Annotated in this window: 26 protein-coding genes; 17 read left to right on the forward strand and 9 right to left on the reverse strand. The window is 41.9% G+C overall.

Annotation, left to right across the window (positions count from 1 at the left end):
- Positions 1–2: 2 nt before the first annotated feature.
- The 4 genes from purL to ACWATR_RS16945 all read right to left on the reverse strand — a co-directional run bounded on the left by purL (position 3) and on the right by ACWATR_RS16945 (position 4252).
- Positions 3–2396: a phosphoribosylformylglycinamidine synthase subunit PurL gene (gene purL, locus ACWATR_RS16930; protein ID WP_460334645.1), complete on the reverse strand. Its 2394-nt coding sequence runs from the start codon at positions 2394–2396 to the stop codon at positions 3–5.
- Between the two features lie 42 nt (positions 2397–2438).
- The gene (locus tag ACWATR_RS16935) at positions 2439–2831 is read right to left on the reverse strand and encodes a type II toxin-antitoxin system death-on-curing family toxin (RefSeq protein WP_460334648.1); all 393 of its coding nucleotides are present in this window, start codon (positions 2829–2831) and stop codon (positions 2439–2441) included.
- Entirely contained in the window at positions 2818–3114 is a 297-nt protein-coding gene (locus ACWATR_RS16940; RefSeq protein ID WP_460334651.1) for a hypothetical protein, read from the reverse strand. Before ACWATR_RS16940 ends, ACWATR_RS16935 begins: the two co-directional genes overlap by 14 nt.
- A gap of 652 nt (positions 3115–3766) precedes the next feature.
- The gene (locus ACWATR_RS16945) at positions 3767–4252 is read right to left on the reverse strand and encodes an allophycocyanin subunit alpha-B (protein ID WP_069074287.1); all 486 of its coding nucleotides are present in this window, start codon (positions 4250–4252) and stop codon (positions 3767–3769) included.
- A 205-nt stretch (positions 4253–4457) separates the two neighbouring features.
- Between ACWATR_RS16945 and rlmD the strand changes: the two genes are divergently transcribed.
- A complete protein-coding gene (rlmD, locus tag ACWATR_RS16950) occupies positions 4458–5864 on the forward strand; it encodes a 23S rRNA (uracil(1939)-C(5))-methyltransferase RlmD (RefSeq protein WP_460334654.1) in 1407 nt (468 codons plus the stop codon).
- Between the two features lie 390 nt (positions 5865–6254).
- Positions 6255–6704 (forward strand): ATP-binding protein, encoded by a 450-nt coding sequence (locus ACWATR_RS16955; RefSeq protein WP_181927869.1) that lies wholly within the window; start codon positions 6255–6257, stop codon positions 6702–6704.
- A 71-nt stretch (positions 6705–6775) separates the two neighbouring features.
- Here ACWATR_RS16955 and ACWATR_RS16960 read toward each other — a convergent pair whose 3' ends face one another.
- Positions 6776–7054 (reverse strand): DUF6439 family protein, encoded by a 279-nt coding sequence (locus tag ACWATR_RS16960; RefSeq protein WP_460334658.1) that lies wholly within the window; start codon positions 7052–7054, stop codon positions 6776–6778.
- Between the two features lie 125 nt (positions 7055–7179).
- Here ACWATR_RS16960 and ACWATR_RS16965 point away from each other — a divergent pair, with 125 nt between their 5' ends.
- The 3 genes from ACWATR_RS16965 (at position 7180) to ACWATR_RS16975 (ending at position 9819) form a co-directional block, all read left to right on the forward strand.
- Positions 7180–7542, forward strand: coding sequence for a sll0565 family protein (locus ACWATR_RS16965; protein ID WP_100898358.1), 363 nt, complete (start codon positions 7180–7182; stop codon positions 7540–7542).
- 2 nt (positions 7543–7544) lie between these two features.
- Positions 7545–8936: an asparagine--tRNA ligase gene (gene asnS / locus ACWATR_RS16970; protein WP_460334662.1), complete on the forward strand. Its 1392-nt coding sequence runs from the start codon at positions 7545–7547 to the stop codon at positions 8934–8936.
- A gap of 574 nt (positions 8937–9510) precedes the next feature.
- Positions 9511–9819 carry an NIL domain-containing protein gene (locus tag ACWATR_RS16975; RefSeq protein WP_460334665.1) on the forward strand — a complete coding sequence of 103 codons (309 nt, stop codon included), beginning with the start codon at positions 9511–9513 and terminating at the stop codon, positions 9817–9819.
- 77 nt (positions 9820–9896) lie between these two features.
- On the opposite strand, the gene ACWATR_RS16980 is transcribed toward ACWATR_RS16975, so the two are convergent.
- Positions 9897–10574, reverse strand: a complete 678-nt coding sequence (locus ACWATR_RS16980) for a response regulator transcription factor (protein WP_012407592.1) — start codon at positions 10572–10574, stop codon at positions 9897–9899.
- Between the two features lie 606 nt (positions 10575–11180).
- The gene (locus ACWATR_RS16985; RefSeq protein WP_460334668.1) at positions 11181–11375 is read right to left on the reverse strand and encodes a hypothetical protein; all 195 of its coding nucleotides are present in this window, start codon (positions 11373–11375) and stop codon (positions 11181–11183) included.
- Positions 11376–11706: 331 nt separating this feature from the next.
- On the opposite strand from ACWATR_RS16985, the gene groES reads away from it, so the two are divergent.
- The 10 genes from groES (at position 11707) to ACWATR_RS17035 (ending at position 20526) form a co-directional block, all read left to right on the forward strand.
- The gene (gene groES / locus ACWATR_RS16990; protein WP_094348596.1) at positions 11707–12018 is read left to right on the forward strand and encodes a co-chaperone GroES; all 312 of its coding nucleotides are present in this window, start codon (positions 11707–11709) and stop codon (positions 12016–12018) included.
- Positions 12019–12126: 108 nt separating this feature from the next.
- Complete coding sequence (groL, locus tag ACWATR_RS16995) at positions 12127–13761, forward strand: chaperonin GroEL (protein WP_012407589.1); 1635 nt, start codon at positions 12127–12129, stop codon at positions 13759–13761.
- 81 nt (positions 13762–13842) lie between these two features.
- Positions 13843–14646, forward strand: coding sequence for an Rpn family recombination-promoting nuclease/putative transposase (locus tag ACWATR_RS17000; RefSeq protein ID WP_460334673.1), 804 nt, complete (start codon positions 13843–13845; stop codon positions 14644–14646).
- 126 nt (positions 14647–14772) lie between these two features.
- Positions 14773–15765: an SMI1/KNR4 family protein gene (locus ACWATR_RS17005; protein WP_460334676.1), complete on the forward strand. Its 993-nt coding sequence runs from the start codon at positions 14773–14775 to the stop codon at positions 15763–15765.
- Positions 15766–15804: 39 nt separating this feature from the next.
- On the forward strand, positions 15805–16644 hold the full coding sequence (locus ACWATR_RS17010) for an urease accessory protein UreD (protein ID WP_460334679.1): 840 nt from the start codon (positions 15805–15807) through the stop codon (positions 16642–16644).
- 25 nt (positions 16645–16669) lie between these two features.
- Complete coding sequence (gene ureA / locus ACWATR_RS17015) at positions 16670–16972, forward strand: urease subunit gamma (protein ID WP_460334683.1); 303 nt, start codon at positions 16670–16672, stop codon at positions 16970–16972.
- Between the two features lie 21 nt (positions 16973–16993).
- A complete protein-coding gene (locus tag ACWATR_RS17020; protein ID WP_114081111.1) occupies positions 16994–17299 on the forward strand; it encodes an urease subunit beta in 306 nt (101 codons plus the stop codon).
- 8 nt (positions 17300–17307) lie between these two features.
- Positions 17308–17844, forward strand: a complete 537-nt coding sequence (locus ACWATR_RS17025) for a DUF1349 domain-containing protein (RefSeq protein WP_460334686.1) — start codon at positions 17308–17310, stop codon at positions 17842–17844.
- Between the two features lie 9 nt (positions 17845–17853).
- Positions 17854–19569 (forward strand): urease subunit alpha, encoded by a 1716-nt coding sequence (gene ureC / locus ACWATR_RS17030; protein WP_460334689.1) that lies wholly within the window; start codon positions 17854–17856, stop codon positions 19567–19569.
- Between the two features lie 3 nt (positions 19570–19572).
- Positions 19573–20526, forward strand: coding sequence for an RpnC/YadD family protein (locus ACWATR_RS17035; RefSeq protein ID WP_460334692.1), 954 nt, complete (start codon positions 19573–19575; stop codon positions 20524–20526).
- A 115-nt stretch (positions 20527–20641) separates the two neighbouring features.
- Here ACWATR_RS17035 and ACWATR_RS17040 read toward each other — a convergent pair whose 3' ends face one another.
- Together ACWATR_RS17040 and ACWATR_RS17045 are read right to left on the reverse strand one after the other, a co-directional pair.
- On the reverse strand, positions 20642–21505 hold the full coding sequence (locus ACWATR_RS17040; RefSeq protein ID WP_460334695.1) for an NACHT C-terminal helical domain 2-containing protein: 864 nt from the start codon (positions 21503–21505) through the stop codon (positions 20642–20644).
- A 51-nt stretch (positions 21506–21556) separates the two neighbouring features.
- The gene (locus ACWATR_RS17045; RefSeq protein WP_460334698.1) at positions 21557–23125 is read right to left on the reverse strand and encodes an NACHT domain-containing protein; all 1569 of its coding nucleotides are present in this window, start codon (positions 23123–23125) and stop codon (positions 21557–21559) included.
- 454 nt (positions 23126–23579) lie between these two features.
- On the opposite strand from ACWATR_RS17045, the gene ACWATR_RS17050 reads away from it, so the two are divergent.
- Together ACWATR_RS17050 and ACWATR_RS17055 are read left to right on the forward strand one after the other, a co-directional pair.
- Positions 23580–24719, forward strand: coding sequence for a hybrid sensor histidine kinase/response regulator (locus ACWATR_RS17050; RefSeq protein ID WP_460334701.1), 1140 nt, complete (start codon positions 23580–23582; stop codon positions 24717–24719).
- 177 nt (positions 24720–24896) lie between these two features.
- Positions 24897–26279, forward strand: a complete 1383-nt coding sequence (locus ACWATR_RS17055) for an aldehyde dehydrogenase (RefSeq protein ID WP_460334704.1) — start codon at positions 24897–24899, stop codon at positions 26277–26279.
- Positions 26280–26365 lie beyond the last annotated feature (86 nt).

Below are 26365 nucleotides of genomic sequence, written 5' to 3' on the forward strand. Positions count from 1 at the left end.
TTTTAACTAGGGGTAGTAGTGTGGATGGCGATACGTCTGGCGATCGCATGGGAATAGCGATCGTTCATATCTTCGATACTAACTTTGATTAAGGTTTGGTTATCAGTGGTGAAAACCCCCAAACCCGCCTCAAAATTACCAACTGTACCCAGTTTTTGCCAATCTTTACCCAGATGTTCCTGTAAGTATGATTCCCAAATTTCTTGTTGTGCTGATGCTACAGAAACTAAAATCCTGGCACCACCTTCGGCAAACAGCACTTCATCCAAGCGGTTTAATTGCGTTGGTGCTATTTCTAAATTGATTTCGGCACCAAGGTTTGCAGCAATACAACATTCGGCTAATGCGATCGCCACTCCTCCCTCAGCAGAATCATGGGCTGAACGTACCCAACCATTACGAATTCCTTCACGACAAACTTTCTGCACACGGCGTTCCAAGTCAAAATCTACCCGTGGCGGTTTTCCGGCAACAGTATCGTGGATAATGGCTAAATATTCAGATGCTCCCAAACTGATTTGGGATGCCAGAGACAATCCGAGAAGATAAATCACATCGCCGGATGCTTGCCAACCTTGACCACAAATTTTGGTGATATCGGGAATTAAGCCCACCATACCCACAACAGGAGTGGGATAAATGGGTTGTGGGATGCCTTCAGAATCTAGGGTTTCATTGTACAAAGAGACGTTTCCACCCGTGACAGGTGTAGCTAATTCTCGGCAACCTTCCGCCAAACCACGGCAAGCTTCTGCCAATTGCCAATAACCAACGGGTTTTTCTGGAGAGCCAAAATTTAGATTATCCGTCACAGCCAGAGGTTCTGCACCCACACAGCTAAGATTGCGTGCAGCCTCTGCCACCACTGCCTTAGCTCCCTCGTAGGGGTCAAGATAAACATAACGAGGATTGCAATCTACCGTGGCAGCAACACCGGGTTGGACATTGGGAATTTTTCTCTGCTCCTCTGCTCCTCTGCTCCCCCGCTCCCTATCCTCTACCAGGGGGCGCAAACGGATAACAGCAGCATCTGCACCACCTGGCAGTGTTACCGTATTATTTTGTACTTGATGGTCATACTGACGATATACCCAATTTTTAGAAGCGATCGTGGGTGTATCGAGCAAAGTTAAGAGAATATCATTCCAACTTTGTAGTCCTCCTGGAAGTTCTATTCCAGCAGTTGTGGAAGGAGGTAGGGAATCAGTAGTCCATTCCCAAGCTTGACGCGCATATTCTGGTGCTTCTGCCAACAACTCTCGGTTATACAGTGGGGTATTCTCCGCCAAAGCCTCAGCGGGAATTTCTGCTGCTACTTCACCCTGAAAGAGTATCCGCACAATGGGTTCAGCGATGACTGTACCAGCCACAACGGCTTGAAGTCCCCAGCGGTGGAAAATATCGATTAATTCCTGCTCACGCCCTTGATGAGCAACAAACAGCATTCGTTCTTGAGATTCCGAAAGCAGATATTCATAAGGAACCATCCCCGTTTCTCTGACAGGAATCTTATCTAAATCTAGTTCAATTCCCACACCGCCTTTTGCCGCCATTTCTGAGGTAGAACAGGTGATTCCCGCTGCTCCCATATCTTGGGCGGCGACAACTGCACCCGTCTTAAACGCCTCCAGACAAGCTTCAATTAACGACTTTTCTAAAAAGGGATCGCCCACTTGCACAGCAGGGCGATCGTCTATGGATTGATCACTCAATTCTGCACTAGCAAAACTCGCGCCTCCCATACCGTCGCGCCCAGTGGTGGAACCAACATACAGCACAGGGTTGCCTAAGCCAGATGCTCCAGATTTGACGATTTCTGATGTTTCCATCAACCCCAGTGCCATAACGTTCACCAGAGGATTACCAGAGTAAGCAGAGTCAAAGTAAACTTCACCGCCAACCGTGGGTACTCCCACACAGTTACCATAATGAGAGATTCCTGCCACCACACCGCTAAATAGCCGTTGGGTTTTGGCATCTTCTAAGGAACCAAAGCGCAGCGAGTTTAATAGGGCAATGGGACGCGCACCCATTGTAAAAATATCTCTGAGAATACCTCCGACTCCCGTTGCAGCTCCCTGAAAGGGTTCGACCGCTGAGGGATGGTTGTGGGATTCAATCTTAAAAGCTAGTTGGAGTCCGTCACCCAAATCTACAACACCAGCATTTTCACCAGGCCCCACCAGGATGCGGGGACCCTCGGTGGGAAATTGTTTGAGTAGAGGTCGAGAATTTTTATAACAGCAATGCTCAGACCACATCACGCCAAACATTCCTAATTCAGCTTTGTTGGGATGACGGCCTAGCCGACGGACAATTTCTGCGTATTCTTCTGGTTTAAGACCTTCAGCAGCAATTTCTTGGGGGGAAAAGGCTGGTTTTGAGGTTGCAGTCATGGAAGTAATGCACTCTGGGGGACAGAGCATTATTCTATCGATTTACTTGCGCTGTAAGTGCAGTTCCAGAAATGTAGATAATTCTTCTTTGGATATTTCTTTCTGAACTACTTGAATCACCAAGTTGTAAGCTTGCTCTTGGGATAGGTTGAGAGTATAGCCATTTAAGTTCAAAAAAGTGAGCATAACACCGAAAGCGGTGCGCTTGTTGCCATCAATAAACGGATGGTTCATTGCTAAATGGTACAGGTACGCTGTTGCTTGCTCGTAAATTGTTGGATGGAGAAGTTCACCGCCAAAAGTAGCTTGAGGTTGTGCCAGTGCTGAATCTAGTAAACCTTCGTCTCTAACACCTGATGTTCCACCAAATCTTTGAATTTGGCGTAGGTGAATATCTAAGACTTGAGAAATAGCCAGGAATTTAGGAGTCTGCAAGGCGGCGGAAAACCTCCTCCCATTTTTTTTCAACTTCTAAGTAAGCGTGGAGTACTTCTTCATCTGAGGCAATATTTTCTAATTTATCGTCATTCTGTTCAAATTCGCGGAAATATTCGGCAAAATCAGGAATATTTAATAGTTTTTCAGTAGCTTCGCTTTCTTCTGTTTTTTGTAAATAAGCAATAATTGCAACTACTATTCGCAACTTTTCAGGAGAAAGCTGACGCAAATGGCTTTCTGCTTCTGATAAATAATTGCTGTGCTTTTGTTCTGTTGCCATCGTTACCCCAAGCTAAGTATGTTGCAAGACATTGTGAATCAGTTCTGCTGCTAACTCTAGCTTATCGCGCTGAGTGAGGGCTTCCAGGTAAACAATAATTGAAGCTTTTATACACGGATATCCGTCTTACACCAAATGCTTTAATCTTTAAAGATAACTTGATTTTGTCATCTCAGTGAAATTTCTAGCTCTTGAACTTGCATAAATCTGCTGTCAATCAGAGATTATTCGGGTATATGCAGTTTAGATGTAACAATCAAGTGACGAGAATCACACATATCGATGATTCTGATCGTCTCTTTGCGATCGCTAACTAAGCATAATTAATGACAACTGAACTCTAGCCGAGTCATTAATAGGGAACACACTTAAATTGCCGACAGCCTTAATCAAGGACTGTCGGTTTTTTGTATTTGTCATTGGTCATTGGTCATTGGTCATTGGTCATTAATAAAATGCCCCATGCCCCATGCCCATATCCATAAAATTTCCCCACAGTTGATTGGTAACTTGACAGAGATTTTGCCACAGCCACTACCAAATGTGGGGAAGGTATGATCAAATTGGGGATCTTATGCCTATCGAGTGCTAATATCTTGCACTCACTCTAGTAGACCGGAAGTATATTCCTAGAACCAGCACACACTTTGCATTAAGACATCGCTTGAATGATGTAATCAAAGTAGGGTGCTGCTTGAGCAGCGTCTTCCGCACTTAGTAAGCTAAGGGAGGCTGTTTTGAGGCAATTGATCGCTGTCACCATTCCAGGCACGGGAACGCCCAATGAATTGTACATTTCCCGCACACCAATCAAACCGATTTTTTCAATTGGCTCTTTATCACCGGCAAGCACACCATAGGTAATTAGGCGTAAGTACCAGCCAAAATCACGGATACATAGAGAGCGTTGGCGTTCTCCGTAAGCATTGCCACCAGGGGAGATAAACTCAGGACGGTTCTGCCAAAGTTGTTTGGTTGCTTCCTGAACTATCTTTTTTTCATTTTCGGCTAAGGTAGCCGCAATCCGCGTCCGTTGTACGCCGGTTTGCAAAAAGTCTTTGATATTTTTCAGTTCGCCACTGCTGGGATAACGCAGTTCGTCGTCGGCTTTGAGAATAACTTGGCTAATTACAGTCATGATGATTGAAATCACCTGAAATATTATCTGTTAGTTTAGCGAGTTGGAGGTACACAAGTGAAGGGATCGGAGCTAGTTATGTATTGAATTTATCTATTTAGGGGTGTGGGGACTGGGGAATGGGGAATGGGGACTAGGAACTGGGGACAATGCCCAATGCCCAATGACAAATGACAAATGACCAATGACCAATGACAAATGACCAATGACAAAAATAATTTGGCAACAGGGTGAATTAATTGAAGTGACGATCGCTAATCTGAGTGATACAGGCGATGGTGTGGGACGTGCTGATGAGCGTGTAGTGTTTGTCCCAGATACCGTCCCAGGCGATCGCGCCATCGTCCGCTTAGTACATGTTAAACCCAAATACGGCCACGGAAAGCTCCAGCAGCTATTGGAACCATCCCCCCACCGGATCAGACCTAGCTGTATTGTGGCTGACAAATGCGGTGGTTGCCAGTGGCAGCATATTAATTACAATTACCAGCTAGTAGCCAAGCAAAATCAAGTTATCCAAGCAATGGAGCGCATTGGCGGTTTTATCCAACCACCAGTAGATCCGGTACTCGCTGCTCCTTCTGCTTTGGGCTACCGTAACAAATCTACATATCCTCTAGGCACATCGGCAACAGGACAGGTTCAGGCTGGTTACTATCAAAAAGGTAGTCACCAATTAATTAACTTAAATCAATGCCCAGTCCAAGACGCGCGATTAAATCCCTTACTTGCCGAAGTTAAGCAGGATATTCAACAGCAAGGCTGGCAAATTTATGACGAACGGCGCCACCAGGGAAAAATTCGCCATCTCAGTTTACGCATTGGGCGACACACTGGAGAAATGTTGCTGACTTTGGTGGTGAAGGACTGGAATTTATCAGGAATTGAAACCCAAGCCCAGGAATGGTTAAAGCGCTATCCGCAGTTAGTGGGAGTGTCGCTCAACCGCAATGGCGATCGCACAAATGCTATCTTTGGATCAGAAACCCGTTGCATCGCTGGAGTCCCCCACCTGCGTGAGAATTTTGCTGGACTGGAATTTCAAGTACGCCCAGATACATTTTTCCAAGTGTACACAGAAACAGCAGAGGCACTATTGCAGGTAATTCAATCAGAACTCAATCTTCAAGGGCATGAGTTGCTAGTTGATGCCTACTGTGGTATTGGGACTTTAACTTTACCCCTCGCCAAAAAAGTGCGTATTGCTACAGGATTAGAAGTGCAATCAGCAGCAGTAGAACAAGCTATTTTGAATGCCCACCACAACGGAATTGATAATGTGACATTCCAAGTCGGAGCAGTAGAGAAATTGCTTCCAAAAATGGGCACAATACCAGAAGTAGTAATACTCGATCCGCCACGTAAAGGGTGCGATCGCGCTGTCATAGACACTTTACGGCAATTGAAACCATCTCGGATTGTTTACGTCAGCTGTAAAGTAGCCACCCTCGCCCGTGACCTGAAATTACTTTGTCAAGACGGGCTATATACTATCACACGGGTGCAACCTGCCGATTTTTTTCCTCAAACGGCTCATGTTGAAGCTGCTGCCTTTCTTGTACTCTCACATTTAGACCAGGGTAGTAATTCCTTTAAAAAAACTGAAATTTGAAATTTGTAGTTTAGTGCATACCAAAGATGCTAGAATTGAATTAATTCAAAAATAAAAAATCATTTTGTTTAAATAAATTCAAGTTGCATAGGTTCTTAAAAATATGAAGTGGATTGTGTAAATGAAAAACTGGCAACTAGCTAGAGTATACAAATGCTCTTTAAACCTAACAGCATCTTTTTAGTTTGCTGACTTCATTATCAAAGTTATTCCAGCCGCCATATATCTGAATAATCCCAACTCATACTACAGAGCCAATGCTCCCTAGCATTTTCAAAATTTAGTTTTAAAGACGCAAGTTTGAAGGCAGCATGACCACCTCAAGTTTTATCAGGGTGCCTGTAATAGCAAACTGATGTCTAGCTAACTGAAAGCTATGGGGTTTCTCTTGTGATTACTATTTCACTCCGTCCAGTTGGACGTTATTGGGGCACTATTAGTTTTGCCTCAACCCTCTACCTTTGTCCCATATTAGATTTATTGCTGGCAGAAATTCCAGCAAAATTGCAAGCAGAACTGCGGTTAGGACTTCAAGAAGCCCTAGTAAATGCAGCTAAACATGGAAATAATCTTGATCCAAGTAAAACAGTTGTAGTTCGTTTTTCCTTAATAGATAATCAATATTGGTGGATAATATCAGACCAGGGTAGTGGCTTTACTCCCTCATCTACAAGTAATGAAGAACCAACAGACTATCTTCCACCAGATGAGTCAGAAAATGGTCGTGGTTTATGTCTTCTGCATCAAATTTTTGATCAGGTAGAGTGGAACCGCAAAGGCACAGAATTGAGGCTTTGTAAACAAATGGAAAATCGCCGCGGATTATCTCTGCGACGGTAAGGTATTTTGGAGTTAGGGGTTAGGAGTTAGGAGTTAAGAATTTAAAACTTTTAACTCCTCACTCCTAACTTTTAACTTTTTCCGTGAGTTGGACAGGGAGGCGCAGAAATAGAGCGATCTAACCAACCAACTGCTTGTTCTAATCTAGCTTGAGCTTCTTGTGGCTGATTCTTTAAAAGATACACAATAGCTGCTGCCACTTGTTCATTAGCGCGGGAATTGCGGTTAGACTTGAGGCGATGCCAATCGTTAGGGGAAATACTCAGTCTTTCCATCAGGGCTTGAGCTAGTTCCAGAGTACTAAGTTCATTCAGTTGACTGGTTTGAGACAGCTGGGTAGATTGAGACATAATTATAAGTCCTTTGTCTTTTGTTCTTCGTCCTTTGTCCTTCGTCCTTTGAAAAATTACCAATGACAAATGACAAATGACTAATGACAATTGGTTAAGATTTAATCTTAGTTTACTACTTGTAAATGAAGCCGCCAAAACAATCACAGCCGTCAGCAGAAAATCCAGAACCAGATTTTGAACAAGAATTAGAGGAAGTAGAGCGATCGCTCCTATCCTTAAAAGAACGTTACGATCAAGTGCAACGCGATCGCCAACAACAGGCACAATGGCAACAGCGCCGCGATCAACTAAAGCACAATAAATCTCAGACACCAGAAATCAAAGCAGAGTTACGGCACATTCAACAGCAGTTGGAAAGGCTAGAACTAAACTTAGAAAGCCAGTTATTTTCTTGGCGTAGCCTCAAAAAACCTTTCTGGCAAGTCGTCCGCTTTGGTGGAATGGGCGTTATCATAGGCTGGATATTAAAGTCTTATGCTGGGTAAATATGGTAAATCGACGAATTGCAGAAATATTGCGAAGTGGCCAACCTGATGAGTCCCTCCAAGTGCAAGGCTGGGTGCGGACGAAGCGTGAATCCAAAGGGTTTGCTTTTATTGAAGTCAATGACGGCTCATCACTAGCTAATTTGCAAGTCGTCATTAATCAGGATTTGCCAGATTATGAAGCTATCTTGAAAAAACTGAATACAGGTGCTGCTGTTGAGGCTACAGGGGTACTGGTGGCTTCTCTGGGTAAAGGACAACGGATTGAGTTGAAAGCCGACTCTGTGAAAGTTTACGGCGAAGCTGATCCCGATACATATCCCCTGCAAAAGAAACGCCATTCCTTTGAGTTTCTGCGAACGATTGGACATTTGCGATCGCGCACTAATTCTTTTGGCGCAGTCTTCCGCGTCAGAAATGCTTGTTCGGCAGCAATTCACCAATTCTTCCAACAAAGAGGCTTTTTGTGGGTACACACACCTATAATTACCGCTAGCGACTGCGAAGGCGCAGGTGAACTGTTTAGCGTTACCAGTTTAGATTTAAAGAATATTCCCCGCACAGAAAACCAAGCAGTAGATTACAGCCAAGACTTTTTTGCTAAACCCACATATTTAACAGTTAGCGGCCAGTTGGAAGCGGAAGTGATGGCGATGGCGTTTAGCAACGTCTACACCTTCGGCCCTACCTTCCGTGCAGAAAATTCCAACACCTCCCGCCACCTAGCAGAATTTTGGATGGTTGAGCCAGAAATGGCTTTTTGTGACTTAGAAGGCGATATGGATTTAGCTGAGGCGTTTCTCAAACACATTTTTAAATATGTGTTGGAAACTTGCTCAGAAGATATGGAATTTTTCAATGAACGCATTGATAAATCTGTGTTGGCAACAGCCGAAAATATTATTAATAATCAGTTTGAACGGTTAACTTACACAGAAGCCATCAAACTTTTAGAAAAAGCTGATGTTAAATTTGAATATCCAGTAAGTTGGGGTTTAGATTTACAATCAGAACACGAACGGTATTTGGCTGAACAATTATTTAAAAAGCCTGCGATCGTCACAGATTATCCAGCACAAATCAAAGCGTTTTATATGCGTTTGAACGACGATGAAAAAACCGTCCGCGCAATGGATATTCTCGCACCCAAAATTGGCGAAATTGTCGGCGGTTCCCAGAGGGAAGAACGTTTAGAAGTTTTAGAACGCCGTGTGTTAGCGCAAGGATTAAACCCAGAAGACTTGTGGTGGTATCTTGATTTGCGTCGTTATGGTACTGTTCCTCATGCGGGTTTTGGGTTGGGTTTTGAACGACTCGTGCAATTTATGACTGGTATGGGAAATATTCGTGATGTGATTCCGTTTCCGCGTACACCCCAAAGTGCTGAGTTTTAGTTTGAGAATTTGAAACTCAGATGATTAAAAATCGCGCCTACACAAACCAAGTGTGTCTGCGCGGATTAATAAAAACTTTGAAACCCGCGAACGCGGGTTTTATTTGTATAGCCACGTATTTTCTAAAACTATTAATTAAAATTAAGAGTTTTGATGCTTAATCCTGAAAGTGACAGAAGAGGGATAAATATCCTAAAAAATCGATTTTTATCCATATCTAAACAGACGGCTAAATCTATAAGTTTCTATTAATAGAGTTCCCTAAAACTTTGCCAAAGTAACATATATAGCATTACTCTCTTCAGTATTAAATTTCATAAACAATAAATTAGGGTTACAACAATTGTTGTAACCCTACAGATCGCTATATTCAATTTACTTGAAAACCACTATAGAATAACAATGAAGCTCATAACTACCGAATTATGAGCAATTCTTCACATTTACTACATCTAGATTAATGGTTTGCCAAGGCAAATACTTGCTTGCTTGCCTGCGTGGGATAAGTGACGCTAGTGTTAAAAGAATTGTACAAAGTAAAACCCTAATCCCAGAAGTCGAGTAGGAAGCTAGAATGGCAATTCCAAATAAACAAGTAAAATCTAATACAGATATTTTAGATAATAGACGCACCCAAACTCGTATCCAAGTTCTCATTCCTAAAGACTTGCATGAGGAACCAGTCATTTCACGACTGGTTTCTCATTATGGCATTACAGTCATTATTGCTGATGCTCAAGTAAGCGCAAACGTGCCACAATATAGCTGCTTCGATCTGGAACTGCGAGGTACTGTTTCTCAGATTGAAAGTGCCCTAACTTACCTGGATGAACTAGATTTAGAAGTTTTGCACCAATCCAGCCCTGAAGAAGATGGTTGGTAAATTGAGTGCTAAGTCCTGAGTTACGAGTGCTGAGTCAAAAACACTCAGCACTCAGCACTCAGCACTCGGTACTGAGTTTAGGCCATTTGATTTTCAATCGCCCACCGCGCTAGTTCAGTGCGGTTATGGAGATTGGTTTTGCCCAACATATTGGACACATGGCTTTCAACCGTGCGCTGACTAACATTTAGTTCTTCAGCAATTTCCCGGTTAGCTAAACCCCTAGCAACAAACTGAACTACTTTCAGTTCAGTTGGGGTTAATTGCACATCGAAGGGAACCTGGATACGGGAGCCGTTTTCGCCTCCTTTTGCTTGGTGTTCTTTCCAACGGATAGTTTGTTTCAGCGAGGATTCAACTTGCGCTACGAGTTCTTCTGGTTCAAAGGGCTTGACCATATAAACATCAGCACCTTTATTCAGACCCTTAACTCGGTCTGCACTTTGTCCCTTAGCTGAAAGGAAAAGAACCGGAATCCAGCTGGTGCGTTCGTTTTGCCGGACTTGTTCCACAAAAGTATATCCGTCCATTTCCGGCATCATCACATCGCAGATGATCATGTCTGGAACATCTTGCTCTAAAATTTCCAGAGCTTCACGTCCATTTTCAGCGGTGATGACTTCATATCCCCGGAATTCCAAGTAATCCTTCACCAGCAAGATGAGGTTAGGGTCATCATCAATCAATAGAAGTCGTTTGTGATCTTTCATGCTGGGCTCTTTCATAGCAGTGGCACTTGTCGCGCTTCGGTCCATCAAAGTCTTGAATATTTATCCTCTATGGTGGGTTATTCGAGATGTTGTCCTTTTTCCTACTTAACTTGCCTTTGCTGTCTCGAAGTCTTAAAAATGCCGAGCACTTTCAATAGACTAGTAGCTAGATAGCAAAAGTCCAGCAAGGATACGTATAGCAGTAGTATCTATAATGCGCTATTATATATCGCTTTGAAAGGGGCGGGGTAAAAAACACTGATTAAATAATAATCTTTCGGACTCACAAGTAAGTACTGGCTTAAAGATGACCCTACCTCAAAACCAACCCGCACTTTCTTAAAGCTTACTGCTATACCATATCTTTTGGTTGTTAAGCCTCTATGAGGTGTTCACAAGAAACTAGGGAAGTTTCTGGCAAAGGATGGGTTGAAAATGCATATTTTTCAAACGCCATTATGCCTATTTAGTGTTCTCGGATGATCCGCAGGGTAACTTCCGGGTTTGCTTGGCGATACCAGACACCATCATAGTAAACCACCATTATGGGTCTAGAACAAGAAACACGCAAGCAGTTGGCTTTAGTTTTATAGACACAAATGGGATAACTTTCTTGCGGCTCATCAAGTTTTAACTCTCTAAATCGCTTTTTTAAGTAATCCCAGAATTCCAGACTAGCTCGTTTTGAGCAGCAATTGTCTGGTCAGTGCAAATAAAAATGTGCCGCTGAATTTTTGCAAGTCCTAAACTTTCTACATAATTACTCAGGGTCTTATGTTCCAGAGACTTAGTAGTTTTGGGGATTTGATGCCTGGACTGGATCACTGTCACTGTATTGTTACTCATCGAGCGGCTCCCTGATTACAGTTCTATAACAATTTGCAAGCTTTGCAAATAAAGTTGACTGGGGAGTGGGGAACAGGGAATGGGAAATGAGGAATGGGGAAGAATTCTCATATACTCTTAACTCCCTACTCCTAACTCCCTACTCCCTACTCTCTTCGTAACTTACAGAACAAAACCTGAAAGGTAGAAATAATTAAGCATTTATACTTAAGTACATCTATGACTCTCTAGTTCGGGAACCCGTACTCAAGGCATTCTTGCCATTGGACGCCACTTTTAGGTAGATTAGCACTCAGGAGTTGAGAGTGCTAAACTCTGGAGAAAATAAATTATGGCTGCTTTATCTCTAAGCGTTTCTACAGTTAAACCTTTAGGCGATCGCGTTTTCGTAAAAGTGAGCGCCTCTGAGGAAAAGACCGCAGGTGGTCTGTATTTGCCCGATACCGCCAAGGAAAAGCCCCAGGTAGGGGAAGTAGTTGCCCTTGGTCCTGGCAAGCGTAATGACGATGGAAACCGTCAGGAATTGGAAATTAAAGTCGGCGATAAGGTGCTGTACTCTAAGTACGCCGGCACTGACATCAAGCTCGGTACCGAAGAATATGTACTGCTTTCTGAAAAAGATATTTTAGCAGTTGTTATCTAGTGGGTAATGGGGAATAAGCAATAGGGAATGTCAAAGACAATGCCCAATGCCCAATACCCAATGCCCAATTCAAGAAAAAATTGACTTACTCCCGGAATTTAGACACCTATGGCAAAGCGCATTATCTACAACGAAAACGCCCGTCGCGCCTTGGAACGAGGCATTGACATCCTGGCTGAGGCTGTAGCTGTTACCCTTGGCCCCAAAGGTCGTAACGTAGTCCTAGAAAAGAAATTTGGCGCACCGCAAATTGTTAATGATGGTGTAACGATCGCCAAAGAAATCGAATTAGAAGACCATATTGAAAACACTGGTGTAGCTCTGATTCGTCAAGCTGCTTCTAAGACCAATGATGCTGCGGGCGATGGAACTACCACTGCTACCGTTTTAGCTCATGCGATCGTCAAAGAAGGCTTGCGCAACGTTGCAGCTGGTGCTAACGCAATTTCCCTGAAGCGTGGTATTGATAAAGCTACTGCCTTTTTAGTAGACAAAATCAAAGAACACGCCCGTCCAGTGGAAGATTCCAAAGCCATTGCCCAAGTTGGTGCGATCTCGGCTGGTAATGACGAAGAAGTTGGTCAAATGATTGCCCAAGCAATGGACAAGGTGGGCAAGGAAGGCGTAATTTCCCTAGAAGAAGGGAAATCTATGTTCACCGAGTTGGAAATCACTGAAGGGATGCGCTTTGACAAAGGCTACATCTCTCCTTATTTCGCTACTGACCCTGAGCGGATGGAAGCGGTTTTTGATGAGCCTTTCATCCTGCTGACCGATAAGAAAATCGCTTTGGTACAAGACCTTGTACCAGTGTTAGAGCAAGTAGCTCGTGCTGGTCGTCCTTTGGTGATTATCGCCGAAGATATTGAAAAAGAAGCTTTGGCAACTTTGGTTGTAAACCGTTTGCGCGGTGTACTCAACGTAGCTGCTGTTAAGGCTCCTGGCTTTGGCGATCGCCGCAAAGCACTACTAGAAGACATTGCTGTTTTAACTGGTGGTCAACTAATTACCGAAGATGCTGGTTTGAAGCTAGATAACACCAAGCTAGATAGCCTGGGTAAAGCTCGCCGGATCACCATCACCAAGGACAGCACCACAATTGTTGCCGAAGGTAACGAAGCTGCTGTTAAGGCTCGTGTCGAACAGATTCGTCGTCAAATCGATGAAACCGAATCTTCTTACGACAAAGAGAAATTACAAGAGCGTCTTGCTAAACTCTCCGGTGGTGTTGCTGTAGTGAAAGTTGGTGCAGCGACCGAAACCGAAATGAAAGACAAGAAGCTGCGCCTAGAAGACGCTATCAACGCTACCAAAGCTGCTGTGGAAGAAGGTATCGTTCCCGGCGGTGGTACAACTCTGGCTCACCTTGCTCCTGAATTGGAAGTTTGGGCAAAGAGCAATCTTAAAGATGAAGAGTTGATTGGCGCTTTGATTGTCGTTCGTGCCTTACCTGCACCTCTGAAGCGGATTGCTGAAAACGCCGGTCAGAATGGTGCTGTGATCGCTGAACGCGTGAAAGAGAAAGAATTCAATGTTGGTTACAATGCTGCAACAAACGAATTCGTCGATTTGTTAGCTGCTGGTATTGTTGACCCTGCGAAAGTGACTCGTTCTGCTCTGCAAAACGCTGCTTCGATCGCTGGCATGGTGTTGACAACCGAATGTATTATAGTTGACAAGCCTGAACCTAAAGATGGCGCTCCTGCTGGCGCTGGTGCTGGTGGCGGCGACTTCGATTACTAATACGTAGTTAGATAATTTGTTAAAACGGCTGCTTCCCTTGTGGAGGCGGCTGTTTTTTTGTGTCAAAAGAAGAGGAAGAGGGTGAGTTACGACAACGCTTGTAAATATTTAGCTGAACAGTACCCAGCCGAGTTTGTGCGTTGGTTACTTGGGGTAGAGGTGCAACAAATTGAAGTCTTAAAAACGGAACTCACACTTGAACCAATTCGCGCGGATTCTGTGACATTTTTGCAAGCAGCTAACCAAATTTTGCACATTGAATTTCAAACTTTGGCAAAATCTAATCCGGCGCTTAATTTCCGAATGCTCGATTATTCTGTAAGGTTGAAGCGTCAATACCGTTGTCCTGTAGTGCAAGTACTAATCTTTTTGCAAGAAACTACTAACGAAATGGCTTTTACTAAAGAATATCGGGACAATACGACGATTCACCAATATCAGGTTGTTCGTCTTTGGGAGCAAGATTCAACACTATTTTTAGTTAATCCGGCGCTGTTACCTTTAGCAAGTTTGACGCGAACTGACTCGCCGCAAACTTTACTGGCACAAGTGCCTGAACAAGTCGCTACAATTCCAGATAGGGAGGAGCGACAAAATATCGCGGGTTGTGTAGAAATTCTGGCGGGTTTGCGGTTTGACAAAGATTTAGTTCGGCAATTTTTGCGGGAGGATATTATGAAAGAATCTGTAATTTATCAAGATATCGTTCAAAAGGAAGCGTTTAAATTGATTAGTCGTCTACTTAAGCGGCGTTTTGGTGATATTGATGGATCATTAATTGAGCAGGTTAGGAATTTATCTGCTGAACAGTTAGAAAATTTGGGAGAGGAACTGCTTGATTTTTCCGAAATTGCTGATTTGGTCGCTTGGTTAGAGCAGCATTAATAAGCTTAATCAAATTGTGAAAGCTGCTGTTTTATGGAACGGTTGTTTTTATTTTAATTGCACCCTAAGTAGAAAGACAAGTTAATCTAGAAGCAACTATTTATAGAAGTAAAAATCTCCACATCTATGTCACTGTTAACAGATGCTTTAGACATAATTCTAAATTGGTTGCAGCAAAATAAACCCTCTTATGCTTCTTCTCTGCAACCAGGATTAGCTTATGAAGAAATTGAAGAAAAAGTTAAAAACTTGCCCTTTCGGTTGCCAACAGAAGTTTATGAACTTTACCAATGGCGGAATGGCATGATTGATGACGATAGTGAGTTTTTCTCTTATTACCGATTTCTTCCATTAGAAGAAGCATTACAGGTAGAGAAAGTAGTATCAGAAAATTTTGGTTTATCATTGCCATTTGGGTGGTTTCCTATCTTTGATTTTGAAAAGGAAGGTTTTGCTGTTATAGGTGCTGAAAAAAATACAGAAAGTTCGCCTGTACTTAATACTTATCTTAGTGATGATATCCGGTATACCAATTTAACTAATATGATACAGTGTATAGCAGAGTGCTATGAAACAAATGCTTATTACATAGATGAAAGCGGTCGTTTGGAACAAGACAAGAAACTAGCAAAAATAATCTTACAAAAGTATGAACCGGAATTAAATTATATTGGAGAATCTAGATTTGAAGTAATTAATAATCCTGATGGCTCTCAGCTTATGACTAAGTATCATCCAGATAATATAATTTTAGAAACTCGAATTATAGACTCGAAAGGAAATATAAAAGAATCAACCAGTTACTTTCAAAGCAAAATTTTACGTCGTATGATATCTAGCTACAAATTGGAAGGTTTTTATAGATATATATGTGAGGAAAATTGGTTAAATGACCACGAGATAAATGAAAGATTTGAAGTTGAGTATCAATATAAATGTGTCATGACTAAAATAGAGCGCCGATACATCAATGGAGTTATTAAACAAGAAATTATACATCCTGAGAAACCACGCGATCACACACTTTTAATCTTCACATTCTTAATTGTTCCTCTGATTCGCGTTCTTAGCTTCTTGCTAGTTATATTCTCTTCACCTAAAAAGAATGAGCAAAGTTAAGCTCAAGGCAATTGTTTATAACCAATCTTGAATTGATAAATGACCTGCAATCCGCAAATAGCAGAAGGTTGGCATGGCAAACTTAATTTAGTTTATGCCGATCGCCACAACACAACCAAATTAATTTACAGTCACCACCAAGCGCCCCTGAAAGTACAGCGCCCATTTTACCCAGAAGGGGAAAAAGTTTGTCATAGCGTAATTTTACACACGGCTGGGGGAATGGTGGGAGGCGATCGCTTATCCTCTAATATTCACCTCCAACCCCAAGCGCAAACCTTAATCACCACGGCGGCTGCAAGCAAAATATACCGCAGTAATGGCTTACAAGCTAGACAAACCATACAGATGCAGGTTGACGCTGATGCTTGTTTAGAATGGTTGCCGCAAGAGACAATTTTATTTAACAACGCGATTTATCGGCAAGATTTACGGGTAGAATTAGCAACCGGGGGCAGTTGGTTAGGCTGGGAAATTACCCGATTTGGTCGCAGTGCTAGAGGAGAGAAATTCTTGCAAGGAGAATGGCGATCGCACACGGAAATTTGGCAGCAAGGTGTTCCTTTATGGATTGATCGCCAATACTTACCCGGTAGCGAAGACATTTTCTACAGTCCCCACGCTTTGGCTGGAAAACCAATCGTAGGTAGTCTAGTTTGGGTTGGTAGTGCCGTTTCAGCAGAAATTGTTGAAAAAGCGCGAAATTTATGGAATGGGGTAGGAGAAGCGGGTGTTAGCCGATTACAACATGGATTATTGTGTCGATATCGCGGTGCTTCTACATCTGAGGTGAGAAACTGGTTTATTGATGTTTGGCAATTGCTGCGAGTTTCTTTTTTGAATCGTGGTAATTGTATACCAAGAGTATGGCAGGTTTGAGCTAATCAGCGAGGAGGAAATACGAATGCAACTTACGCCGCAGGAAAAAGATAAGCTATTAATTTTTACTGCTGCTTTATTAGCAGAAAGACGTAAAGGAAGGGGTTTAAAACTGAATTATCCTGAAGCGATCGCTTATCTTTCTGCTGCTATTTTAGAAGGTGCAAGGGATGGGCAAACTGTAGCTGAATTAATGAGTTATGGTACAACTCTATTGACGCGGAATGATGTCATGGAAGGAATACCTGAAATGGTGCATGATGTACAGGTAGAAGCAACTTTTCCTGATGGCACAAAGTTAGTAACAGTACATAATCCAATTCGTTAAATTTTTAATTTTTAATTTATTATGATTCCTGGGGAAATTATCACACCAGCAGGTGAAATTGAACTAAATGTTGGTCGTCCAACTATAAAATTACAAGTGTCAAATACAGGCGATCGCCCCATACAAGTCGGTTCCCATTATCACTTTTATGAAGTCAACGCCGCCTTAAATTTTGACAGAGAACAAGCGCGAGGAATGCGCCTCGATATCCCCGCCGGAACCGCAGTTCGCTTTGAACCAGGCGATGAAAAAGAAATTATATTAGTTTCTTTAGTTGGTACTCGCCAAGTCTACGGTTTCAACGCCAAAATTAACGGTTCTCTGTAGCTATGAAAATGGAATGGTACAATGAACCGCCTGTTTGGGAAGTGAAAGATGAAGCGATCGCTATCACTTCTGGCACAAAAACAGATTTCTGGCGGGAAACTCACTACGGTTTTATTAGAGATAATGGCCACTTTTTTTATCAAAAGATTCAAGGTGACTTTATTGCCGAGGTTAAAGTCAGTGGACAGTATCAAGATTTATACGATCAAGCTGGCTTGATGGTACGTTCAGATGAATTGGATTGGTTGAAATGTGGTATTGAATTTGTCAACGGCGTACAACAAATTAGCGCAGTAGTGACACGCAATTTCTCGGATTGGTCTGTTATTCCAATGCCGCAAAATCCATCTGCAATTTGGGTGCGTGTAACTCGACGCGGCACAGCAATAGAGGTGGAATACTCTTTGAATGGAACTGAATATACAATGCTGCGGCTTGCTTATTTGACTCCAGTGGAAACATTAAGTGTCGGTGTGATGTGTGCCTCGCCTGAAGGGAATGGTTTCCAGATGAGGTTTGAAAAATTCCAAATTCGCAGTTTGTGAGGAACAGTTATGAGTTACAGAATGGATCGCCGCGCTTATGCCGAAACTTACGGGCCAACAGTAGGCGATCGCATCCGACTTGCAGATACAGAATTATTTATTGAAGTTGAACAAGACTTTACCACCTACGGCGATGAAGTAAAATTTGGCGGCGGAAAAGTTATTAGAGATGGAATGGGACAATCCCCCATTTCTAACGCCGATGGTGCTGTAGATTTAGTCATTACTAATGCCTTAATTCTCGATTGGTGGGGTATTGTCAAAGCAGATATCGGCATTAAAGATGGCAAGATTTTCAAAATTGGTAAAGCCGGAAATCCTTATATTCAAGACAATGTAGATATTATTATTGGCCCCGGAACTGAAGCCTTAGCCGGTGAAGGAATGATTCTCACTGCTGGCGGTATTGATGCCCATATTCATTTTATTTGCCCCCAACAGATTGAAGTTGCGATCGCTTCCGGGATTACCACCATGCTCGGCGGCGGTACTGGCCCAGCTACAGGTACAAATGCCACTACCTGCACCCCAGGCCCTTGGAATATTTACCGGATGCTGCAAGCTGCTGATGCTTTTCCCGTCAACTTAGGATTTATGGGCAAAGGTAACGCCAGCAAACCCCAAGGACTTGTAGAACAAGTAAATGCTGGTGCAATGGGGTTAAAACTTCATGAAGATTGGGGAACCACACCCGCAGCAATTGATACTTGCCTCAGTGTTGCCGATGAATATGATGTGCAAGTAGCAATTCATACTGATACTCTAAATGAAGCCGGATTTGTCGAAGATACGATCGCAGCTTTCAAGAATCGTGTCATCCACACCTACCACACCGAAGGCGCAGGTGGCGGACACGCGCCAGATATCATCAAAGTTTGCGGACAAGCCAACGTTCTACCATCTTCCACCAATCCCACACGTCCTTATACCCTCAACACCTTAGATGAACACCTGGATATGTTGATGGTATGCCATCACCTTGATCCTGCGATCGCTGAAGATGTCGCTTTTGCCGAATCTCGCATTCGTCGAGAAACCATTGCCGCCGAAGACATTTTGCACGACTTAGGCGCATTTAGCATGATTTCTTCCGACTCCCAGGCGATGGGAAGAGTGGGCGAAGTGATAATTCGCACCTGGCAGACATCTCACAAAATGAAGGTGCAACGGGGAACTCTTAACCCACAAGGAACTGAGCAAAAAGCAGACAATTTTCGTGCAAAAAGATATGTTGCTAAGTATACAATTAACCCTGCGATCGCTCACGGAATTGCTCAATATGTGGGTTCAGTGGAAGAGGGAAAATTAGCAGATTTATGTTTGTGGCGTCCCGCATTTTTTGGCGTGAAACCAGAGATAGTGATTAAAGGCGGAATGATTGCATGGGCGCAAATGGGCGATGCTAACGCCAGTATTCCTACACCTCAACCAGTGTATATGCGATCGATGTTTGGTAGTTTTGCAGGTGCGCGTCATGCCACATCATTAACTTTTGTTTCCCAAGCAGCTTTAGAGAAAGAAATTCCCAGCCAGCTAGGTTTACAAAAGTCAGTAGTTGCAGTTTCTGGGACACGCCAATTGAGTAAGCGGGATATGAAGCTGAATGATGCACTACCCCACATTGAAGTAGATCCAGAAACATATCAAGTTAGGGCTGATGGAGAGTTGCTGATTTGTGAACCTGCGACAGTTTTACCAATGGCACAGAGGTACTTTTTGTTTTAATTCATGACCGAGCAACTTACTGATTACGATAGTCCTTGGAAAGAAGTCATTGAGCTATATTTTCCCCGCTTTCTGGAATTCTTTTTCACCCAAGCTTATGCCGAAATCGACTGGACGCGACCTTATGAATTTCTGGACACAGAACTCCAACAGCTAGAACCGAATGCAGAAATTGGGCGGCGTTTGGTCGATAAAGTCGCAAAAGTTTGGCTACTGGATGGAGAAGAAGCTTGGGTATTGGTTCATGTAGAAGTCCAAGAGCAATATGACAGCCAATTTGCGGAACGGATGTACACATATAATTACCGATTGTTTGACCGCCATAAGAAGCGAGTCATTAGTTTAGCAGTTTTAGCAGATGAACAAGCGAATTGGCGACCTTCCAGCTACAGCTATCAACTGGGGGGATGTCGCGTCAGCTTAGAGTTTCCTGTGGCGAAACTGTTGGACTATGAGCAAGGGTGGGAAACCCTAGAGCAAACCATCAATCCCTTTGGTGTAATTGTGATGGCGCATCTCAAGACCAAGGCAACCCAACGAAACCCAGAAAATCGGCTACAGTGGAAACTAAGCCTAGTCAGACGGCTGTATGAACGGGGATATAGCCGGGAAGATATTCGAGAATTATTTCGGTTTATCGACTGGATAATGGTTTTGCCAAAAGAGTTGGCACTTAGTTTTAAAACAGAAGTTAGAAGTTACGAGGAGGCAGATAGAATGCGGTACGTAACTAGTATTGAAAGGCTAGCAAAAGAAGAAGGAATTGTTGAAAATGCGAGAGAAAGCATCATTACAGTTCTAGAAACGCGGTTTGGAGAAGTGCCAAGCCCTATTGTCGAAGTTATCAATAGGATAGAAGAACGATCTGTACTAAAAATGCTTTTCAAAAGTGCGATCGCAATTCCTTCCACAGCAGAATTTCAGCAAGTTTTGGATAGTATCGTCTCTGCGGAATGAGCATAGTGACTGGTTGCCAGATATCCGTTATCATAAAATAACGGATGGTTTCTTATTTACTTACTTGCATACTCCCTTTCATCAGAAAATGTGGAAAAAAGTTTAAAATGCAAAATTAGAAAATCTCTGTGTTATTTTCCGTTTCTAATTTACTGATTGGTAACAGCAAGTTATGCTCAATTCCTTGTCTAACTTTATCGCTAATATTACAATCACTGTTTAAGCAGTTTACCAAGAGCTTGTTACTATTATAATACTGCTGTAGTAGTTTAGCTTGTCTATCACTGAAATGCCAGTTATGACCAATATTACGATGTTCAATCATCAAAGCTATTAACTGCTCAGTCCAGGCTTGACTATTTTCCTGCCACCATTCTCCAAATCCTTCTAATTTTTCAAATAGGTATTCCCATTCTGGTATTGCCTCATTGAGTTCATCTCTTAGTAACTGCAACTCCGTCTTAAATTTTGATTGAAAAGAAGAAGCTAAACCAATAGCAGTTCCAAGAAAATCGTCAATGTCAGCTATATTACACCAAGCATCATCACGAGCAATAAACGCTTCTCCACGGGATGATCTATCAATAGTTTCATCATGAATATCAGTAGCATCAAGACCTTGAGAAAAAGCATTAGCTAGGTCATCACTAAGAACAAGAGTATTTGTGAGAGCCTTATTAAGTGACCAATCTATCTCTATATCATCTAAAGTATCTTCTGAATCCCATCCAAGGGCATTATCTAAACCATATAAAGTATTTTCTGAATCCCATCCAAGAGTATTATCTAATTTATTTTGTTCACTCTCTAAAGTCCTTTCAAAATATAATGCTCTTATAGCTGCTGGCTTGTAAAAATATTCAAATGAACTAGATTTATGAGCAAGCCATTCTAAAAAATGCTGTAATTTTTCATCGGAAGCGGCTAATTTATCAACTTCTCGCTTCATTAACAACACTAAACTATCTGCTTTTTCCATAACTCCAACGGTTAGTAAAAACACCTCTTGCCAGCGTTTTTCAGTGATATGTTATACTAACTTTTCATACGCTAAAGTAGATACAATTTTTCTAGCACAGAAATACTCTTGAAAAGTCAGATGCGAAAAAGAATAAATTCCTTTTGCTCTTTCTACCAGTAAACCATGCTGGGCTTCAATAGATTTCAAAACAGCTTCGCTATCAAGTTTAAAAACTTCTGGTTCTAAATTAGCAAATTGTAAATTACTGATAAACTCGGCGATATATGCCTCTACAGTTTTTTGTTTAAACAAATAGTCTTTCTGCTCAAAGGTAGTAAAAGCAATTTCGCTGAGTAAATCTTCTTTACAGTCCAACGATAAATTTTGATAAATTTGATTGCGCTCAATATTACGTTTAGCATCCCATTTCTTAAGCAATATATCCAACCCTTCTTTATAAAGTTCTGAACGGTTTGCTGAGAAATCTGCGTTTTCCTCAAATACCAAACACAGCAAGGTCAGCAATAGTGGATTAGTTGCCAGATCAAAAATCCGTTTGTTAGCTTGTAGTTTTTCAATAAATCTTTCAGCTTTCACTTGGCAGTTTAATCGGAACCAGTTGTGAGTAAAAATAGCAATCTGTTCTTTGTCAAAATCTGCCACTTCCACTTCAGTAAACTGTTCAAAGGTGTATTCTTTGGCAGCTATCCGACAGGTTATAACAAATTGATTGGTGTGGAACTCTTCTGAAATCTTTCGAGTTTGCCATAAAATACGCTTTGTATCCTCTTCTCTAACTTCATCCAGACCATCCAGTAAAACCAAAAATTTACCCTGTCTCAACATTTGCTCGGTTTTCACACTGCTATTGTGGATACCACAGATAAATAATTGTTGAGTAATGTACTGGAGAATATCTAGCTGTTTAGGGTCTTGTGCGAAGTCCTTGAGGATGATAAACACGGGAACTAGGTTTGTCAAAAATTGCCCTTCGATGCAGTGCATTGCTAAATACTTCAAAAATGTAGTCTTTCCCGCGCCCGGTTTACCTAAAACCATTAGTTTTTTGTGATGCTGCACTGCTTGCAGTCCTGACACGCGCTTCTCACTGGGTTCATGAAGTCCAAAATGATCAAAGTCTTCCCGATCAAACTTTTGCAGCAGTTGCCCAATTTTTACTCGCCTGCGTTTTGTGGTTTTCTCCAGAATGTTGACGTTAGTATAGATGCCTCGCTCTCCAGTTAACTCAATAGGCTGATCCATATCCAGCACACGCATCGTTCCACACTTTTCTTTGATGCTGGGTTTAATCTTTTCCCGGATTTCTTGAACTAGAGCATCAATATCATCCTCTGCAATGTCAGCAGTTGAGCTACCAGAAGGTTTCTGCTGGGAATATCGCTTTTGGAGATATTCCCGCAAGCGGCTTTCTTTAACAGGCCCACTGCCGGAAATACTGAACTTTTTGTAAATCCCCGTTAGAAAACTGTTGAGATTGCTGTTAGAGATGTTAAGCGCTTGTGTAACTTGAACTCGACTCTTGCCACTACTGAAGATTTCTAAAAAGACTGCCTTTTCTCGGTTTGACAATTCGCTGTATTGCTCTAGTTGTGTCAGAAAGTCTCTTGGTAACGACATATACCTAATGTGAAATCGCCTTAAAGCTCAGTCTAGCTTGCATTTATATAGTTTTGTAGCTAGTCAAGATATGTCAATCTAAGTCACGACAAGTCAAATAAATAACTACAAAACAAAATTGCGACATTGAACTCAGTCAAGCAGCTGAGGCGATCGCAATGTTAGAAATATTAATTACTCTGATTCTCAAGAAATCTATTGAAGTTATCCTAGTGCTATTGCTGAAAAAAATCTGGGCATAGCTGCTGAGGGATGAAAGCTTTCAATGTCTCAACCACTTTCTGAAAATGCAGATTCTTATAGTCTATCTTGATTGGATTTTGCTCAAAACATCTCTAAAGTCTCTGCCTGAGCCAACAAAAGAGAACGATTCACACACATATAGCTAGACAAATTGTTGCAAATACAGCTAGCCTTATCAAAAATTTACTTTTACCCCGTAGCTTGCATCTATATGACTTCACAATCTTCTCGTTCTGACAAAATTCTGGTTGTTGATGACTCTCCTGATAACGTGTTTTTGATCAAAACTATTTTGGAGGAAGAAGGTTACACAGTTAGCACCGCAGAAAATGGTATTTCAGCCTTGGCAGAATTGAAAGCTTCTCCTTGTGACTTGGTTCTGCTGGATCTGATGATGCCAGGTATGGATGGGTACGAAGTAACTAAGCATATTCGCGGTGAGATGAAATTGCCGCAATATATCCCCATATTGCTGATTACTGCCCACGATGCGCCAAACGTCGCCCACGGTTTAGACTTGGGGGCTGATGATTTTATCCGCAAACCTGTAACAGTAGATGAATTGCTGGCACGAGTGCGATCGCTCTTACGTTTGAAGCATAGTATGGATGAACGTGATGAAATTGCCCGTCAGCGAGAAGATTTTGTCTCCCGCCTCACCCACGATTTACGCACTCCCTTGGTAGCCGCCGATCGCATGTTGATGCTATTTCAACAAGGCGCGTTGGGAACATTATCACCGCAAATGCAGGAAGTAATAGCCATCATGGCCCGTAGCAATATCAATCTGCTTTCTATGGTCAATACCTTATTGGAAGTTTATCGCTTTGAAGCTGGTCGCAAAAGTTTGGCGTTTCAACCAGTTAATCTGAGACAACTGCTAGAAGAAGTGACTGGTGAATTGTCACCTCTAGCCCAAGACAAAGCACTGTCCCTAAATTTGGACTTTACTGAAGAGTCAAATACAGTGATGGGCGATCGCTTAGAACTGCATCGTCTATTCACCAATCTCATAGGCAATGCGATCAAATTTACCAACTCTGGGTCTATTACTATTCGTTTTACTTCTCAACGCCAGTTCGACAACAGTAGTCAATCTCAGTTATTTGGAAAATCTAATTCTGGTGACTACATTAGAATTGAGATAGCGGATACTGGCCCAGGTATTCCCACTGAAGAACAAGCCACCATATTTGAACGATTTCGCCAAGGCAGCCACAAAACTTCTGGTAGTGGCTTAGGATTGTACCTTGCTCGTCGAATTGTCGAGGCACATCAAGGCATAATTCTCCTTAATTCTGAGTTGGGTAAAGGTAGTGTATTTATTGTGCTTCTACCCAGCAAAACATGAAAAAATTAGTAATTATAAATTATGAATTTTAGAATTATTTATCCTGATAATTTATAATTTATAACCTTACTAGTATTTACTTTTAGCTAAATATTCCAATTCTAAAATAGAACAATAAAAAATATGCTTATTTAGCAGCAATCAAATTAAACAAACAGTTTTTTATCGGACAAGCAAATGATTACCACTGAATTATCTAACGTTAGCGAAATTATCCAGAATCAGCGAGAGTTTTTTCAAACGGGCAAAACTAAAGATATCACTTTTCGCATTGAGCAACTCAAAACTCTCAAGCAAGCAATCATTGAGCATGAGCAAGCAATAGTTGAGGCATTACAAACAGATTTACATAAACCAGAAGTGGAGACTTATATTACAGAAATCAGCGTAGTTAAGGAAATTGATTATGTTATAAAACATCTTCAAAACTGGAGTAAGCCAAAAAAAGCATCTGTTTCTTGGGACTTTTTTTCCTACTCAGCGAGAATTTATGCAGAACCGTTAGGAGTTGTCTTAATTATTGGGCCTTGGAACTATCCATTTCAGTTAATTATCTCACCATTAATAGGTGCGATCGCAGCTGGGAATTGTGCAATTCTCAAACCTTCAGAAATTGCTTCTCATACATCTGATATTGTTGCTAAGATTATTGCCAAATATTTTGACCCTGCTTATATTGCAGTGGTTGAAGGAGGTGTGGAAGCAAGTCAAAAGCTACTTGCAGAAAAGTTTGACCATATATTTTTTACTGGTGGCACAGCCGTCGGCAAAATCATTATGGCAGCAGCGGCAAAACATCTCACACCAGTGACTTTAGAATTGGGCGGTAAAAGTCCTTGTATCGTAGATACTGACATTAAACTTGAACACACCGTCAGACGAATTGCTTGGGGCAAATTTATTAATGCTGGACAAACTTGTATCGCCCCTGACTACCTTTTAGTTAATAAAAAAATCAAAAAAGATTTAATAGATGGGTTGGAAAAATCCTTAAGGGAATTTTATGGCGATAATCCTGTAAACAGTCCTGATTATGCCAGGATTATCAGTGAAAAACACTTTGATAGATTGGTTAATTTTCTCAAAGACGGTGAAGTTATCATTGGTGGAGAAAATCAACCTTCAGAGCGTTATATCGCCCCCACAGTGATTGATCATGTCTCTTTGGAAGATTCTGTAATGCAGGAAGAAATTTTTGGCCCAATTTTGCCTGTAATTGAATATACTGACATTGCAGAAGCGATCGCTTTGATTAACTCTAGACCTAAACCCTTGGCGTTATACTTATTTTCTCAAGACAAAAACCTGCAAAAGCGAGTTTTGCAGGAAACTTCCTCTGGTGGAGTCTGCATTAACGACACAGTGATGCAGGTTGGTGTCTCATCTTTACCATTTGGTGGAGTAGGAGATAGCGGTATTGGTCACTATCATGGTAAAGCTAGCTTTGACACCTTTTCCCATAAGAAAAGTGTATTGCAAAACTCCTTCTGGCTAGATTTAAAATGGCGATACGCTCCATATCAGGGCAAATTGCCAATAATCAAGAAACTTTTGGGTTAAAAAAATTTATGAGTTAGGAGTGAGAAATAAAAATCTACAACTCCTAACTCTTGTACAGACGCGATTAATCGCGTCTCTCCTAAAAT

It is taken from the genome of Nostoc sp. UIC 10890, from assembly GCF_054786515.1.

Bases quoted from the DNA above. Each gene is read 5' to 3' on its own strand.
- purL (WP_460334645.1), bottom strand. From the start codon at position 2,396: ATGACTGCAACCTCAAAACCAGCCTTTTCCCCCCAAGAAATTGCTGCT.
- ACWATR_RS16940 (WP_460334651.1), bottom strand. From the start codon at position 3,114: ATGGCAACAGAACAAAAGCACAGCAATTATTTATCAGAAGCAGAAAGC.
- ACWATR_RS16945 (WP_069074287.1), bottom strand. From the start codon at position 4,252: ATGACTGTAATTAGCCAAGTTATTCTCAAAGCCGACGACGAACTGCGT.
- rlmD (WP_460334654.1), top strand. From the start codon at position 4,458: ATGACAAAAATAATTTGGCAACAGGGTGAATTAATTGAAGTGACGATC.
- ACWATR_RS16960 (WP_460334658.1), bottom strand. From the start codon at position 7,054: ATGTCTCAATCTACCCAGCTGTCTCAAACCAGTCAACTGAATGAACTT.
- ACWATR_RS16965 (WP_100898358.1), top strand. From the start codon at position 7,180: ATGAAGCCGCCAAAACAATCACAGCCGTCAGCAGAAAATCCAGAACCA.
- asnS (WP_460334662.1), top strand. From the start codon at position 7,545: ATGGTAAATCGACGAATTGCAGAAATATTGCGAAGTGGCCAACCTGAT.
- ACWATR_RS16975 (WP_460334665.1), top strand. From the start codon at position 9,511: ATGGCAATTCCAAATAAACAAGTAAAATCTAATACAGATATTTTAGAT.
- ACWATR_RS16980 (WP_012407592.1), bottom strand. From the start codon at position 10,574: ATGGACCGAAGCGCGACAAGTGCCACTGCTATGAAAGAGCCCAGCATG.
- ACWATR_RS16985 (WP_460334668.1), bottom strand. From the start codon at position 11,375: ATGAGTAACAATACAGTGACAGTGATCCAGTCCAGGCATCAAATCCCC.
- groES (WP_094348596.1), top strand. From the start codon at position 11,707: ATGGCTGCTTTATCTCTAAGCGTTTCTACAGTTAAACCTTTAGGCGAT.
- groL (WP_012407589.1), top strand. From the start codon at position 12,127: ATGGCAAAGCGCATTATCTACAACGAAAACGCCCGTCGCGCCTTGGAA.
- ACWATR_RS17005 (WP_460334676.1), top strand. From the start codon at position 14,773: ATGTCACTGTTAACAGATGCTTTAGACATAATTCTAAATTGGTTGCAG.
- ACWATR_RS17010 (WP_460334679.1), top strand. From the start codon at position 15,805: ATGACCTGCAATCCGCAAATAGCAGAAGGTTGGCATGGCAAACTTAAT.
- ureA (WP_460334683.1), top strand. From the start codon at position 16,670: ATGCAACTTACGCCGCAGGAAAAAGATAAGCTATTAATTTTTACTGCT.
- ACWATR_RS17020 (WP_114081111.1), top strand. From the start codon at position 16,994: ATGATTCCTGGGGAAATTATCACACCAGCAGGTGAAATTGAACTAAAT.
- ACWATR_RS17025 (WP_460334686.1), top strand. From the start codon at position 17,308: ATGGAATGGTACAATGAACCGCCTGTTTGGGAAGTGAAAGATGAAGCG.
- ureC (WP_460334689.1), top strand. From the start codon at position 17,854: ATGAGTTACAGAATGGATCGCCGCGCTTATGCCGAAACTTACGGGCCA.
- ACWATR_RS17035 (WP_460334692.1), top strand. From the start codon at position 19,573: ATGACCGAGCAACTTACTGATTACGATAGTCCTTGGAAAGAAGTCATT.
- ACWATR_RS17040 (WP_460334695.1), bottom strand. From the start codon at position 21,505: ATGGAAAAAGCAGATAGTTTAGTGTTGTTAATGAAGCGAGAAGTTGAT.
- ACWATR_RS17045 (WP_460334698.1), bottom strand. From the start codon at position 23,125: ATGTCGTTACCAAGAGACTTTCTGACACAACTAGAGCAATACAGCGAA.
- ACWATR_RS17050 (WP_460334701.1), top strand. From the start codon at position 23,580: ATGACTTCACAATCTTCTCGTTCTGACAAAATTCTGGTTGTTGATGAC.
- ACWATR_RS17055 (WP_460334704.1), top strand. From the start codon at position 24,897: ATGATTACCACTGAATTATCTAACGTTAGCGAAATTATCCAGAATCAG.